This window comes from Pseudomonas sp. ok266, from assembly GCF_900110195.1.
In the GTDB taxonomy this organism is placed as follows: Bacteria; Pseudomonadota; Gammaproteobacteria; order Pseudomonadales; family Pseudomonadaceae; genus Aquipseudomonas; species Aquipseudomonas neuropathica.
The window spans coordinates 450,265-464,523 of record NZ_FOCU01000003.1 but is presented as its reverse complement, the minus strand read 5'-3'; the positions used below and the strand labels follow the sequence as shown (position 1 = coordinate 464,523).

At 57.9% G+C, this 14,259-nt stretch carries 14 protein-coding genes; 10 read left to right on the top strand and 4 right to left on the bottom strand.

Annotated features, from left to right (window positions below):
• Positions 1-178: 178 nt before the first annotated feature.
• The 7 genes from BMY54_RS07785 to BMY54_RS07750 all read left to right on the top strand — a co-directional run bounded on the left by BMY54_RS07785 (position 179) and on the right by BMY54_RS07750 (position 7,247).
• Complete coding sequence (locus BMY54_RS07785; protein ID WP_025109264.1) at positions 179-688, top strand: disulfide bond formation protein B; 510 nt, start codon at positions 179-181, stop codon at positions 686-688.
• Between the two features lie 843 nt (positions 689-1,531).
• Positions 1,532-2,473 carry a ubiquinol oxidase subunit II gene (cyoA, locus tag BMY54_RS07775; RefSeq protein WP_007916947.1) on the top strand — a complete coding sequence of 314 codons (942 nt, stop codon included), beginning with the start codon at positions 1,532-1,534 and terminating at the stop codon, positions 2,471-2,473.
• Positions 2,474-2,476: 3 nt separating this feature from the next.
• Positions 2,477-4,507: a cytochrome o ubiquinol oxidase subunit I gene (gene cyoB, locus BMY54_RS07770; protein ID WP_042560959.1), complete on the top strand. Its 2,031-nt coding sequence runs from the start codon at positions 2,477-2,479 to the stop codon at positions 4,505-4,507.
• Positions 4,508-4,510: 3 nt separating this feature from the next.
• Positions 4,511-5,134 (top strand): cytochrome o ubiquinol oxidase subunit III, encoded by a 624-nt coding sequence (gene cyoC / locus BMY54_RS07765; RefSeq protein WP_007916943.1) that lies wholly within the window; start codon positions 4,511-4,513, stop codon positions 5,132-5,134.
• On the top strand, positions 5,134-5,469 hold the full coding sequence (cyoD, locus tag BMY54_RS07760) for a cytochrome o ubiquinol oxidase subunit IV (RefSeq protein ID WP_007916940.1): 336 nt from the start codon (positions 5,134-5,136) through the stop codon (positions 5,467-5,469). The genes cyoC and cyoD overlap by 1 nt, the downstream gene beginning before the upstream one ends.
• An 11-nt stretch (positions 5,470-5,480) precedes the next feature.
• Entirely contained in the window at positions 5,481-6,368 is an 888-nt protein-coding gene (gene cyoE / locus BMY54_RS07755; protein WP_007916939.1) for a heme o synthase, read from the top strand.
• A gap of 387 nt (positions 6,369-6,755) precedes the next feature.
• The gene (locus tag BMY54_RS07750) at positions 6,756-7,247 is read left to right on the top strand and encodes a RidA family protein (protein WP_007916938.1); all 492 of its coding nucleotides are present in this window, start codon (positions 6,756-6,758) and stop codon (positions 7,245-7,247) included.
• 302 nt (positions 7,248-7,549) lie between these two features.
• On the opposite strand, the gene BMY54_RS07745 is transcribed toward BMY54_RS07750, so the two are convergent.
• From BMY54_RS07745 to BMY54_RS07735, 3 genes are all read right to left on the bottom strand, one after another.
• Positions 7,550-8,251, bottom strand: coding sequence for a hypothetical protein (locus tag BMY54_RS07745; protein ID WP_007949995.1), 702 nt, complete (start codon positions 8,249-8,251; stop codon positions 7,550-7,552).
• Between the two features lie 117 nt (positions 8,252-8,368).
• On the bottom strand, positions 8,369-9,886 hold the full coding sequence (locus tag BMY54_RS07740) for a sensor histidine kinase (RefSeq protein WP_093430670.1): 1,518 nt from the start codon (positions 9,884-9,886) through the stop codon (positions 8,369-8,371).
• Positions 9,883-10,593 (bottom strand): response regulator transcription factor, encoded by a 711-nt coding sequence (locus tag BMY54_RS07735; protein ID WP_093430669.1) that lies wholly within the window; start codon positions 10,591-10,593, stop codon positions 9,883-9,885. Before BMY54_RS07735 ends, BMY54_RS07740 begins: the two co-directional genes overlap by 4 nt.
• Before the next feature lie 151 nt (positions 10,594-10,744).
• Between BMY54_RS07735 and msrB the strand changes: the two genes are divergently transcribed.
• The 3 genes from msrB to msrA are packed head-to-tail and all read left to right on the top strand — an operon-like array spanning position 10,745 to position 13,829.
• Complete coding sequence (msrB, locus tag BMY54_RS07730) at positions 10,745-11,263, top strand: peptide-methionine (R)-S-oxide reductase MsrB (RefSeq protein WP_093430668.1); 519 nt, start codon at positions 10,745-10,747, stop codon at positions 11,261-11,263.
• A gap of 43 nt (positions 11,264-11,306) precedes the next feature.
• Complete coding sequence (locus BMY54_RS07725) at positions 11,307-13,115, top strand: cytochrome c biogenesis protein DipZ (RefSeq protein ID WP_093430667.1); 1,809 nt, start codon at positions 11,307-11,309, stop codon at positions 13,113-13,115.
• A gap of 15 nt (positions 13,116-13,130) precedes the next feature.
• A complete protein-coding gene (gene msrA / locus BMY54_RS07720; protein ID WP_093430666.1) occupies positions 13,131-13,829 on the top strand; it encodes a peptide-methionine (S)-S-oxide reductase MsrA in 699 nt (232 codons plus the stop codon).
• A gap of 10 nt (positions 13,830-13,839) precedes the next feature.
• Here msrA and BMY54_RS07715 read toward each other — a convergent pair whose 3' ends face one another.
• Positions 13,840-14,244 (bottom strand): GNAT family N-acetyltransferase, encoded by a 405-nt coding sequence (locus tag BMY54_RS07715; RefSeq protein WP_093430665.1) that lies wholly within the window; start codon positions 14,242-14,244, stop codon positions 13,840-13,842.
• Positions 14,245-14,259: the final 15 nt, after the last annotated feature.

Below are 14,259 nucleotides of genomic sequence, written 5' to 3'. Positions count from 1 at the left end.
ACGCAAATTCAAAGTGGGAGCGAGCTTGCTCGCGAAGGCCGTTATGCGGTCTGAATTTGTGAAACATGATCCAAGGTTAATGGTTGCTTAACCGCTTTATCGTTTATTCCCCCGGTGTAGACTTGCGACAACCTTCAGCCGCGAGCCGGTTGAACCATGGACATAAAAGGGAAACGCGATGAGCGAGGAAACGATTCGGTTGGGCCGTGAGCGGCGCTTTCTGGTGCTGTTGGGGATCATCTGCCTGGCGCTGATCGGTGGCGCTCTATATATGCAGATCGTGCTCGGCGAAGCGCCGTGCCCGCTGTGCATCTTGCAGCGCTATGCGTTGCTGCTGATCGCGCTGTTCGCGTTCATCGGCGCGGCCATGCGCACCCGTCGCAGCATCACCGTGTTCGAGGTGCTGGTGGTGATTTGTGCGATTGCCGGGGCCGGTGTGGCCGGGCATCACGTGTACACCCAGTTCTATCCGGCGGTGAGTTGCGGCATCGATGTGCTGCAGCCGATTGTCGATGATCTGCCGCTGGCGAAGATCTTCCCGCTGGGCTTCCAGGTTGACGGTTTCTGCTCGACGCCGTACCCGCCGATCCTTGGCTTGTCGTTGGCACAATGGGCACTGGTGGCGTTCGTGCTGGTGGTGATCCTGGTGCCGCTGCTGACCTCGCGTAACCGAAAAGCACTGCGCTGAGTCAACTAATCGGCTGTCTGGCCGATACAGAAAACGCCTCGATTTGCGGATCAGCCAATCGGGGCGTTTTGCTTTTCACGGTGTTTGTGAAAACACCGTGACGGGTGGCAAGGAAGGGTGTGGCAAGTGTGCGACATGTTGTCACACGCGCCATGTCGCAGGGCCATTGAGTGACGCGGAATCGGCCGTTGTTACAAAAAAGGATTGGTCAGTTTCGGGGTTTTTCGGCTTTAGCACGCGAGTGCCAGAGCAGGCAGTTTTAACAAGCGCGGGTATATGGCCAAAAGCCTTGGGTTATCGGGCTTTGCGCTGTTCCAGCGTTCGGAAATAGCCTTCGGAGCTGTCTGAACTGACGCGGGTACACCTACATTTTTTGGTGTTTTTGTTGAGAATCTATTTCGATAACATGTGGAACTTTTGCAAAAATGGCGATGCATTGTTGCTCGAACGGATAAAAATTATTTCGGGATAAGACATGGTGTATAGGGCGCTACCTATCTACAATCGCCCGCACTGAATTCCCGGCACTGTTCAGCCTTTATTAAGGAACGCTTTTTTATTAAGGCGCTGCGCAGAAAGTCGGGTGTCGAGTGAGTCGAAAGGCTTTCAAGACACCCAGGTGTCGGTGCCTTCCAACTTTCCGCACCAAATGGAATTGGTCTGTAACAAGGCCTTTGACCACGAATTCGAATAAGAACTGACCGCTGTCCCAGGTTTTGTCGAGCGTCTGACGCGCGACGGGCGGCCCTTATTCAATCCAAAGAAAATGCCAACCCTTGGCAGGGTGAAGTGTTGGCGATCAAAACCCAACTGCATTGCGCAAGCTGCTTTAGAGGTCGTGAGATGAGTAAAAACAGGTACCCCAGATTACTAGGCCTAGTGCCGCTGCTCGGCACGTTGTTGCTGGGAGGCTGCAACATGACCTTGCTCAATCCAACGGGCCAGGTTGGCCTGGAACAGCGAAACCTGATCATCACCGCGACCCTGCTGATGCTGTTGGTCGTTGTGCCGGTTATCGTCATGACCTTCCTGTTCGCCTGGAAGTACCGCGCGTCGAACAAGAACGCCGTCTACACCCCGAAATGGTCGCACTCGACCAAAATCGAAGTGGCAGTCTGGACCATCCCGGTCCTGATCATCATTGCCCTGGGTTACATCACCTACATTTCGACCCACGAACTGGACCCGTATCGTCCGATTCAATCCGACGTCAAGCCAGTGACCATCGAAGTCGTTGCGCTGGACTGGAAGTGGCTGTTCATCTACCCGGAACAAGGCATCGCCACGGTCAACAAGATCGTGTTCCCGGCGCACACGCCAATCAACTTCAAGATCACCTCTGACGCTGTGATGAACTCGTTCTTCATCCCGGGTCTGGGCGGCCAGATCTACGCGATGGCGGGCATGCAGACCAAGCTGCACCTGATCGCTGACCGCAACGCTGAAATGGACGGTATCTCCGCCAACTACAGCGGCGCGGGTTTCACCGGTATGAAATTCAAGGCTATCTCCACCACTCAGGAAGATTTCGACGCCTGGGTAAGTGAAGTCAAGAAGTCACCTAAACAGCTTGATCAAGCTGAATACGCGGCCCTTGCCAAACCGAGCCAGAACAACCCAGTCGAGCTCTACTCCTCGGTCACGCCGAACCAGTTCCAGATCATCGTCGACAAGTACGAAGGTATGAAGCCGGGCAAGCCGCTGAAGCACGAGAAGAAAGAGAAAGAAGTGGCGGCCACGGAAATTGACTCGAGTTCGCATTCAGCTGCCGGGGCAGAGGAGTAAACGATGTTTGGTAAATTAAGTTGGGAAGCAGTCCCATTCCACGAGCCGATCGTGATGGTGACCATCGCCATGATCGCCCTCGGTGGTCTGGCGCTGTTCGCTGCAATCACCTACTTCAAGAAGTGGACCTACTTGTGGACCGAGTGGCTGACTTCGGTTGACCACAAGAAAATCGGCGTGATGTACATCATCGTCGCCATGGTCATGCTGCTGCGCGGTTTTGCCGACGCCATCATGATGCGTACCCAGTTGGCCATGGCCACCGAGGGTTCGCCTGGCTACCTGCCACCTGAACACTATGACCAGATCTTCACCGCTCACGGTGTGATCATGATCATCTTCATGGCGATGCCATTCTTCACCGGCCTGATGAACCTTGCAGTGCCGCTGCAGATCGGCGCGCGTGACGTTGCGTTCCCGTTCCTGAACTCCCTGAGCTTCTGGCTGCTGGTATCCGGCGTAGTGCTGATCAACCTGTCCCTGGGCGTCGGCGAATTCGCCAAGACCGGTTGGGTTGCCTATCCACCATTGTCGGGTCTGCAATACAGCCCTGGCGTGGGCATGGACTACTACATCTGGGCGCTACAGCTATCCGGGTTAGGTACGACGCTAACGGGGGTTAACTTCCTCGCGACCGTACTGAAAATGCGTACCCCTGGCATGAAACTGATGGACATGCCGATCTTCACCTGGACCTGCACCTGGGCAAACGTTCTGATCGTGGCTTCGTTCCCGATCCTGACCGCTACCCTGGCACTGCTGACCCTTGACCGTTACATGGATTTCCACATTTTCACCAATGAACTTGGTGGCAATCCAATGATGTACGTCAACCTGTTCTGGGCCTGGGGCCACCCTGAGGTTTACATCCTGATCCTGCCGGCATTCGGCATCTTCTCGGAAGTGATCTCGGCGTTCACCGGCAAGAAACTGTTCGGCCACCACTCGATGATCTACGCCTCGGGCGCGATCTCGGTACTGGGCTTCATGGTTTGGCTGCACCACTTCTTCACCATGGGTTCGGGTGCCAGCGTCAACGCCTTCTTCGGTCTGGCGACGATGCTGATTTCCATCCCGACGGGTGTGAAACTGTTTAACTGGCTGTTCACCATCTACCAGGGCCGTCTGCGCTTCACCAGCCAGGTTCTGTGGACCCTGGGCTTCATGGTGACTTTCGCCATCGGCGGCATGACCGGCGTACTGCTGGCCATCCCGGGTGCTGACTTCGTTCTGCACAACAGCCTGTTCGTGATCGCGCACTTCCACAACGTGATCATCGGCGGTGCGGTATTCGGTTACATCGCTGGTTTCGCGTTCTACTTCCCGAAAGCGTTCGGCTTCAAGCTGCACGAAGGCTGGGGTAAAGCAGCGTTCTGGTTCTGGATCTCGGGCTTCTTCGTCGCGTTCATGCCGCTCTATGCACTGGGCTTCATGGGCATGACCCGTCGTCTGAACGCCACCACCAACCCTGAGTGGGTACCGTACCTGTACGTTGCCATGTTCGGTGCGGTGATGATCGCTGTGGGTATTGCCTGCCAGCTGATCCAGCTGTACGTGTCGGTGCGTGACCGCAACAAGCCAGAGAACGTTTGCGATCACGGTGACCCGTGGAATGCACACACCCTGGAATGGTCGACCTCGTCGCCACCGCCGTTCTACAACTTTGCTGTGCTGCCTAAGGCTGACTGCATCGACCCGTTCACTGAAGCCAAGGAAAACGGTACTGCGTACCAGCGTCCGGCCAAGTACGAGCCGATCCACATGCCGAACAACACCGCCACTGGCGTGGTGATGGGCGCACTGTTGACCGTCTTCGGTTTCGCAATGATCTGGCACATCTGGTGGCTGGCGATCGCGAGCCTGGTAGGCACCGTCGTTTACTTCGTGATCCACGCTGCACGTGACGACCAGGGCTATATGGTTCCGGTTGAAACGATCGAGCGTATCGAAGCCGAGCAGCACAAGCGTCTGGTTGCGGCAGGGAAAATCCCGGCCGGTGCCACCCGTGTTGAAACCTCGTTGGAACAGGCTTAAACCATGTCGAACTTAGTGACCAATGTTGGACACGCCCATGGTGACCATGGGCACGATGACCATCACCACGATTCGGGCGAGATGACCGTATACGGTTTCTGGCTCTACCTGATGACCGACTGCATTCTGTTTGCGTCGATCTTCGCGGTGTACGCAGTACTGGTAAACAACGTAGCCGGTGGCCCGTCGGGCCACGACATCTTCGAACTGCCATACGTGCTGGGCGAAACCGCTCTGCTGTTGTTCAGTTCGATCACCTACGGCTTCGCCATGCTGGCGTTGTACAAAGGCAAGAAGCAGGCGGTCCTGGGTTGGTTGTTCATGACCTTCCTGCTCGGCGCAGGCTTTATCGCCATGGAGATCAACGAGTTCCACCTGCTGATCTCCGAGGGCTTCGGTCCTAGCCGTTCGGGCTTCCTGTCCGCGTTCTTCACCCTGGTCGGTACCCACGGTCTGCACGTATCTGCGGGTCTGATCTGGATGGGCATCATGATGTACCAGGTCAACAAGCACGGCCTGACGGCGACCAACAAGACCCGTCTGAGCTGCCTGAGCCTGTTCTGGCACTTCCTGGACGTGGTGTGGATCTGCGTATTCACCGTTGTTTACCTGATGGGGACTCTGTAATGGCTAATGCACACTCCCATGACAGCCATGATGCTGGCCACGGCAGCGTAAAGTCGTACGCCATTGGCTTCATCCTGTCGGTGATCCTGACCGTCATCCCATTCGGTCTGGTGATGTACCCGAGCCTGCCGAAGGCCACCACGCTGGCAATCGTTCTGTTGTTCGCAGTGATCCAGGTGATCGTTCACCTGTATTACTTCCTGCACCTGGACCGCTCCATTGCTCAGCGTAACAACGTGATCGCGTTTGTCTTTACGGCCATTGTGATCGTGCTGCTGGTTGGCCTGTCGTTGTGGATCATGTTCAGCATCCACACCTACATGATGGCGAAGTGAGGTAAGACCCGATGTCGCTCAAGCACTTTATCCAAATCACCAAACCGGGGATCATTTTCGGTAACGTGCTTTCTGTGGCAGGCGGGTTTTTCCTGGCCTCGAAAGGGCATGTGGATCTGGCGGTGTTTCTGGCTGCCATGATCGGTACATCCCTGGTTGTTGCCTCCGGTTGCGTGTTCAACAACTGCATCGACCGCGACATCGACCTGAAGATGGAACGCACTAAAAACCGGGTGCTGGTGCAGGGCTTGATCTCCCTGAAACTGGCCCTGGTCTACGCGACCATCCTTGGTGTTCTCGGCGTTGCGTTGTTGTACAAGGTGGCCAACCCGTTGGCCGCTTTGTTCGCGGTGATCGGCTTCATCATCTACGTCGGCTTCTACAGCCTGTACCTCAAGCGCAAGTCGGTTCACGGCACGCTGGTGGGCAGTCTGTCGGGCGCCATGCCGCCAGTGATCGGTTACGTTGCCGTAACCAACAGCTTCGACATGGCCGCGCTGACGTTGCTGGTGATGTTCAGCCTGTGGCAGATGCCGCATTCCTACGCCATCGCGATCTTCCGCTTCAACGATTACCTGGCCGCATCGATTCCGGTGTTGCCAGTGAAGCGCGGTATTCAAGTGGCCAAGAAGCACATCCTGCTCTACATCCTGGCGTTCCTTGTAGCGACCTTGATGCTGACCTTCAGCGGTTACGCTGGCATGAGCTATCTCGCGGTGGCTGCGGCCATGGGCATGTACTGGTTGTACATGGCCTGGACCGGCTACAAGGCAGTGGATGACACGGTCTGGGCACGCAAGCTGTTCGTGTTCTCGATCTTCACCATCACTGCGTTGAGCGTCATGATGTCCCTGGACTTCAAGGTGCCTGCAGAGTTGCTGCTGACGTACGCGCCGTAAGGTTCGAGGCTTGAAGAAAAACCCCGCACATTGAGAGATGTGCGGGGTTTTTTGTTGCCTGGCGTAAAGCCCCTCATCGGAACGCCGCCCGCCCAGCCCTCTCCCAGAGGGAGCGGGGGCCGACCGAGTTGTCTTGAATCCGCCGTCGACCTGAAGAATCTTGGCGATTCTGGATTCGGTAGAGCGCTTTCAGGTCGGTGTATCTCGTCAATATCCCGCAATTAGTTCCCTCTCCCTCTGGGAGAGGGCTAGGGTGAGGGTTGCGAGTGGAGTTCAAAACCCCTAGATTTGGATCCAACCCCGACAGTGATAGCACCAAGCCATTTTTTCGGTGTTTTACTGCCGTGATTCGAGCTTCTTCATGCACTGATCATAAGGCTGGGCGAAATGACTGAGAGGATGACCTGCGACGAGCGTTTTATTGCCCTGGCCCAAGAGCTGAACTACGACATCTATGGTGAGAACACCGCCGGCGGCAATTACGCGCCGCTGATCCGTCATCATGATGAGCTGTATATCAGCGGCATGGTGCCGCGCACTAACGGCAAGATTCAGTACCCGGGGCGTGTCGGCCTGGAGTTGACCCTCAAGGATGCGCAAGCCGCTGCGAGCATCAGTGCGATGCGTTGCCTGGCGCTGATCGTCGATGCCGTCGGTTCGCTGGACAAGATCAAGGCGTTGTTGCGGGTCACTGTTTACGTGAAGTCGACGCCGGATTTCGTTGACCTGAGCGAAGTGGCCAACGGTGCGTCGGACGTGTTCAGTCATGTGCTCGGTGATGCCGGCCGGCATACGCGCACTACAGTTGGCGTGTATCAGTTGCCGAAGAACGCAGCGATTGAAGTGGACATGATTGTAGCGTTGCATCCTTCGGCTTGAGGGTGACTTCACGGCTTGCCCTCACCCTAACCCTCTCCCTCGGGAGAGGGGACTGACCGAGGTGTGTTGCGCTATACATCGACCTGAGAGATTGAGGCGATTGTGGATTCGGCGCAGTACTTTCATTTCGGTGCATCTCTTGAATATCTCCCGATCGGCTCCCTCTCCCCCGGGAGAGGGCTGGGCGGGCGGCGTTCCGATGAGGGGCGAGGATTTTCGCCTCCTCACGAATCCCAAGCCGGACAACAAAAAGCCCCGCACTGAATCTCAGTGCGGGGCTTTTTCGTACAGCGGCTGCGCTATTACTGCGCGGCAATGCTGTAACCATCAAACGCAGTCTGCTGTTGCAGTGCGGTGATGATGTTCTTGCGGTTTACCGCCTGCTCGGTACCCGCGTTGTCGACGAAGACTTCGCTTTCCAGCTCCGCTTCTTCGCCTTCACCGACGAAGGTGAAACCGAGGAACTCCAGCGCTGCACGGTCTACGTTCAGACGCGAGCGTGGCGTGCGCAGCGGCAGGGTCACGCTGATGCCGTCCTTGCTGATGGTGAAGATTTCGACTTCTTTCTTCTTCGCAGCCTTGCTCTTGCCGCCGCTCGGGTTGCTGATCGCCTGATGGGTCTGGTTCAGCACTTTGAGGGCCAGGCCATAAACGATTTCCTGGAACGCCGGATCATCCTTGAAGCTGGACAGAATGCGGCCGATCGAGAACTTGCTGCTGAGGTCTTCGAGAGCGGCGAGGTCGGCCGCTTCGGCATCTTTCAGCGCCTTGAGTTCGCCCATCAGCTCGTAGGCCTTGTCGTCATCGAAGCTGTCGTGAGCCTGACGGATCGCCGCACGCAGCTCGCGGATCTGGTCGCTTTCGCGGGTCGACTGGAACGCGTCCAGGACCATCTCGCTGATGATTTTGGCTTGTGGCAGGTGTTGTGAAAGATTGATGGAGTTTTCGTATTCCGCTTTGGACGATTCGGTGACTACGGATTCAGCGGTGTTGAAATCGGACATTGAAATTTCACTACTTTTTAACTTGAGTGGAGATGAGAAAGCCGCGGGCTTTTTCAGGCCGACTAATTTAGGGGAGCGGGGCGGCGTTGTCACGGAGCAACGGGCCGGCGGTCTCAACTATTTGCCGGGGCAGTTCAAATTCATTGAACGCATCATCCACTGTTCGGCGGTTTGCTGATCCGTCGGTAGCGAGAAGCGGAACGTCGCGCCGCGCTCGCTGACCTCCAGCAATTGAATGTCTCGCCCATGCAATTGCAGGATGCGGTGCACGATACGCAGGCCCAATCCCCCGTCACGCCGTGCGCCACCGATATTGAACGGGCGCAGGAACAGGCCTTCGCGCAACTCGGGAGCGATGCCGGGGCCGGTGTCACTGACCGTCACGTCGACCAAAGCCCCTTGGGGTTTCAGATCGAACTCGATCTCGCCGCCCTGAGGTGTATGCCGTAAAGCATTGTCCACCAGATTGGTCAGCACTCGTTCGATCAGCCCGAGGTCGGCGCAGACCGTTGGCAGGTTCGGCACAAAGTGAGCCTTGAGTTCGACCTGCCGCGCTTCCGCCGTCAGTTCGAATTTCTGGAAGATATCCTGCACCAGATCGATAAGCGAAAAACGCTCCAGCACCGGTTGTACAAAGCCGTGTTCCAGTCGCACCAGTTCCAGCAGCGATTGCGCCAGACCGCCGACCTTGCGGCTCTGATCCAGAGCGATGCCGAGATAGCGGCGGCGTTCTTCGGCCGACAGCGTGGCGTCTTTCAATTGCAGGGTTTCCAGATAACCGTGCAACGAAGCCAGCGGCGTGCGCAAGTCATGGGAAATATTCGCTACCAACTCGCGGCGCTCCTGATCCTGTCGCGTAAGCGAGCGCCATTGTTCGCCGAGGCGATTTTGCATTTGCCGGAACGCTGCATCGAGCAGGGCGATTTCGTCCGGATCGGCGGTTTTATCCACAGGTGTCGTGAGGCGCTGAGGTGACGGCGCCCCGTCAATGTCGAAGCGGCTGACGGTTTCGGTCAACCTGCGCAGTGGCCGGGTGATCAGATTGAATGCTGTCAGGCCGGCGATCAGGCACAACAAAGCGACCAGTCCGATTGAAAGCAATGCGGTGTTGAGTGCGGCGCTGGTGGCGCCTCGCTCGGCATAGCGATCATGAGCTTCGCTCAGCAGGACTACGTACAGATAGCCGGCGGCTTTGCCATTGACCTGCAATGGCGCGGCGCTGAACACCTTGCGCCCATCAACACTGCGCGGGTCATCGCCGAGGATCGGCAACGGCCCGTCATTGAGCAGTTGGCGAATCGGCACCAGATCGATCTGCTGGCGGCGTATCCGCCCTTCGGGCGCAGCACTTCCGACAATCCGTCCCTCGGTGTCGAGCAGGTACACCTCGACACTCGGGTTGACCAACATCAACTGGCTGAACAGTTCGCGCACGGCACCGGGCATCAGACCGTTGCTGTCCATCAGCACCGTGTCGTGGGCGATGTGTTGTGCCAGATCTCGTGACAGGCCTTGTACCACTTCCAGCTCATGCATGTGACTTGAGCGCACCTGCAGCCATGCCGATGTGCCGCAGCACACCAACAGCAGCACGGCGAATACCACGGACAGGCGCTGCGTCAGGGTCAGTTTCATGGCTGCTCGGTACCGAATTTATAGCCACGACCCCACACGGTGAGGATGCGAGAGGGCTGGGCCGGGTCTTTTTCGATCTTCGCCCGCAGGCGATTGATGTGGGTGTTGACCGTGTGTTCGTAACCTTCGTGGCTGTAACCCCAGACCGCGTTGAGCAGGTCCATGCGCGAGAAAACCTTGCCCGGTTGGCGGGCGAAGAAATACAACAGGTCGAACTCCCGTGGCGTGAGGTCCATACGCTGAGCGTCGAGGCTGACTTCGCGGGTGATCGGATCGATGGTCAGGCCATCGAGGCTCAAACTGCCGGCGTCCATCTTCAGATTGCGTGCCATGGCATCGACACGACGCAGCAGGGCTTTGACCCGAGCCACCAGTTCGAGCATCGAAAACGGCTTGGCAAGGTAATCGTCGGCGCCCAGTTCCAGACCAAGGATGCGGTGCAATTCGCTGGAGCGGGCGCTGGTGATGATGATCGGTGTGTAACGCGCCATCGCCCGGGCACGGCGGCAGATTTCCAGACCGTCGACCCCCGGCAGCATCAGGTCGAGGATGAGTGCATCCCAGTGACCTTGCTGCAGCAGGCGCATGCCCTCGTCGCCGTCGGCGCTGTGTGTGACCTCGAATTGTTCGTCCCGCAGATGCAGGCAAATCAGGTCGGCGATGTGTTGGTCATCCTCGACCACAAGGATGCGTTTGGTCTGTTCCATGAAGCTCAATCCTTCGGCGCGATAAGCGCATTGTGCGGGTTTTCCTCCGGGCGAGTTATCACGAATTCGTTAACTCCCCGTGAGGATTTGGCGATCAATCCAAGCCTAGGCTGTGTTCCATGAAGGGCATCTGGAATTTTTGGAGACGGCCATGTTTTCACGGCGGCAGATTCTGTTAGCGGGCGGCGGGCTGGGCGTTGCTGTCCTGGTCGCGGGTGTATTGCCAAAATTGTCGACTGCTACTGCAGTGATCAGCGAGGCCCATGCGGACGAGGCGTTCGAAGTGACGCACAGCGACAGTGAATGGCACTCGATCCTGAGCGATGAGCAATACCAGATCCTGCGTGAGGAAGGCACCGAACGGGCCTACACCAGCGCGCTTAACAACGAACACCGCACTGGCACGTTTGCCTGCGCCGGCTGCGATCTGGCGCTGTTTTCATCCTCGACCAAATTCGACAGTCGCACCGGCTGGCCGAGTTTCTGGGCACCACTGGAACACGCGGTGGCGACACGTCAGGACCGCTCGTTCGGCATGTCCCGCGACGAAGTTCACTGTCGCCGCTGCGGCGGTCATCTGGGTCATGTTTTCGATGACGGTCCCAAGCCCACCGGCCTGCGCTACTGCATGAACGGCCTGGCGATGACCTTCCAAGCCGTGGCGGCTTGAGTCATGACCCGCTCGCGATCTTCACTTCAGACAGGACGAATTTATGTGGCTCTTGGTTCTCGCTTATCTCGGTGGTGTGCTGACGATCGTCAGCCCGTGCATCCTGCCGGTGCTGCCTTTTGTCTTCGCTCGCACCGGTCAGCCGTTTATCAAAAGTGGCTTGCCGCTGCTGGCGGGGATGGCGGTGACCTTTGCGCTCGTCGCCTCATTGGCAGCGGTGGGCGGCGGTTGGGTGGTGCAAGTCAATCAGTACGGGCGCTGGCTCGCGTTGCTGTTCGTTGCCCTGTTCGGGCTGACCTTGCTGCTGCCGCGTGTAGCCGAGCGTCTGACCCGGCCGCTGGTGTCGGCCGGCAGTCGTCTGTCGGAGGCCGCCGGGCAGGACAATCGCCCGCGTCCCGGCGCTTCGTTTCTGATCGGGGTCGCGACGGGGTTGCTGTGGGCACCTTGCGCCGGGCCGATCCTGGGGCTGATTCTGACCGGCGCCGCGTTGCAAGGGGCAAGCATCGCCACCACGCTGTTGTTGCTCGCCTACGCGGCGGGTGCCGCCACCTCGTTGGCCGCGGCGCTGCTGCTCGGCGGTAAGGTTTTTGTGCTGATGAAGCGCTCGATCGGTACCGGTGAATGGATTCGTCGTGGTCTCGGCGCCTTGATGTTGGCCGGCGTCGCGGCCATTGCACTGGGGCTCGATACCGGGGCTCTGGCACGGTTATCGACGGCGTCTACCGGAGGTCTGGAACAGGCGTTGGTCGGCAAGCTTTCGACCCGTTCTGCCCGCGCAAACGGCACGATGATGACGCAGGTTCCCGCTGAGGAAGGCGCTGCGAACGGCAGCATGATGGCCGCTGGCGGTGCGATGAAAATGGCCGCGAAGGCGCCGGGGACTTTACCGGTCGAGGGTCAGTTGCCGCCGCTTGATGGCGCCGTGCAATGGCTCAATTCACCGCCGCTGGATGTTCAGGCATTGAAAGGCAAAGTGGTACTGGTGGATTTCTGGACCTACTCCTGCATCAACTGTCTGCGCACTTTGCCGTACGTCAAAGCCTGGGCTGAGAAATATCGCGATCAAGGTCTCGTAGTAATCGGTGTACACGCACCGGAGTTCGCCTTCGAACGTGATGTGGGCAACGTCACCAAAGCCATGAAAGAACTGGGTATCAACTACCCGGTCGCCATCGATAACGACTACAGGATCTGGCGTGCTTTCAACAACGAATATTGGCCGGCACATTACTTTGCCGACGCTCAGGGACGGATTCGTTACCACCATTTTGGCGAAGGGGACTACGCCGAGTCGGAACGCGTCATACAACAGTTGCTGCGTGAAGCAGGTGCGAAAACCGTGGCCGATGGTTTGATCGACACAGATGCCAAGGGCGTGCAACTGGCGCCGGACATGAATGAAGTGCAGTCGCCGGAAACCTATGTCGGCTACCAACGTGCGGAACATTTCGTACCGGAAACCGGCCTCGTGCCTGACAAGGTCGCATCCTATAACCCGCCAGCCAATCTGACCCTGAATGACTGGAGCCTCGCCGGCCAATGGTCGGTGAGTGCTGAGCGTGCCACGGCCAGTGCGCCGGCCAGTCGCATCGTTTATCGCTTCCATGCCCGCGACTTGCATCTGGTGCTCGGCCCGGCAGCGGACGGCAAACCTGTGCGCTTCAAGGTGATGATCGATGGCCAGACTCCGGGCAAGGCCCATGGCGTCGATGTCGCTCCTGACGGCACTGGCCGTGTGACCGAACAGCGCTTGTATCAACTGGTGCGGCAAAACGACGGCGTGCAGGACCGAACCTTCACCATCGAATTTCTCGACCCGGGCGTATCAGCTTACGCCTTTACCTTCGGTTGATCAGGAGTCCTTGAAATGAAAATCACATGGCGTCGCGTGTTGTTGGGAGTTGCAGTGGCCGGAGTGATTGGCCAGGTTTCGGCGTTCTCCTTTGGAGGCGAGGATGCTGTGCTGATTCCGCCACCAACTCTTGATGAAGTGACCCAGGCACACAGCGAAACCGCAGTGTTCGCCGGTGGTTGCTTCTGGGGTGTGCAGGGTGTTTTCCAGCATGTCAAAGGCGTGCAGAAAGCCGTCTCGGGTTACGCCGGCGGCGCGGCCGGCACGGCGGAATATGAGCGTGTCAGCGAAGGCGATACCGGCCACGCAGAATCCGTGCAGGTCACCTTCGACCCGACTCAGGTGAGCTATGGCAGCCTGTTGCAGATCTACTTCTCGGTGGCCCATAACCCGACAGAACTCAATCGCCAAGGCCCGGACAGTGGCACGCAATATCGCTCGGCACTGTTCCCGGTCAACGCCGAGCAGCAGAAGGTCGCGCAGGCCTACATCGCCCAACTGGATGCAGCTCATGCCTACAGCAAACCCATCGTCACCAAACTGGAAAGCTACAACGGCTTCTATCCGGCAGAGGACTACCACCAGGATTTCCTGACCGAGCATCCGAGCTATCCCTACATCGTGATCAACGACATGCCGAAGGTGGCGAATCTGAAGCAGGTGTTCGCGCAGCGTTACCAGGAAAAACCGGTGTTGGTGAAAGACGGGTCTTGATCAAGGCTCGTTATTTGAGCCTCGGTCGCTCCATGGCAATCACTGACGTCTCGAAACCCAGGCTGGCAAAAAATGCCTCGGCTCCTTCTCGCCCGGCACGCAGTACCCAGGTGATGTCGGGGTTATCGCCCATGACATGTTTAACCAGTCTGCGGCCAATGCCTGCGCGCCGATGCTGGCCATCGACCACGACCATCGAAAGATAGCCGTTGCACAAACCATCGCTGATGCCTCGGGCGAAGCCGACGACCTGGGTGTCGTGCAGGGCAATCACCGTGCGTTGAGAGTTTTTGATGAGTTGCGCGAAATGTTTGCTGGAACCGGTTCGGTGAGCCCAGCCGTTTTGGCCGAGGAACAGTCGTAACGGCTCCACTTCGTCAGGCCGCAGGTCGCGTACGGTCAGATTGTTATTCATCTACGGTTCGACTCC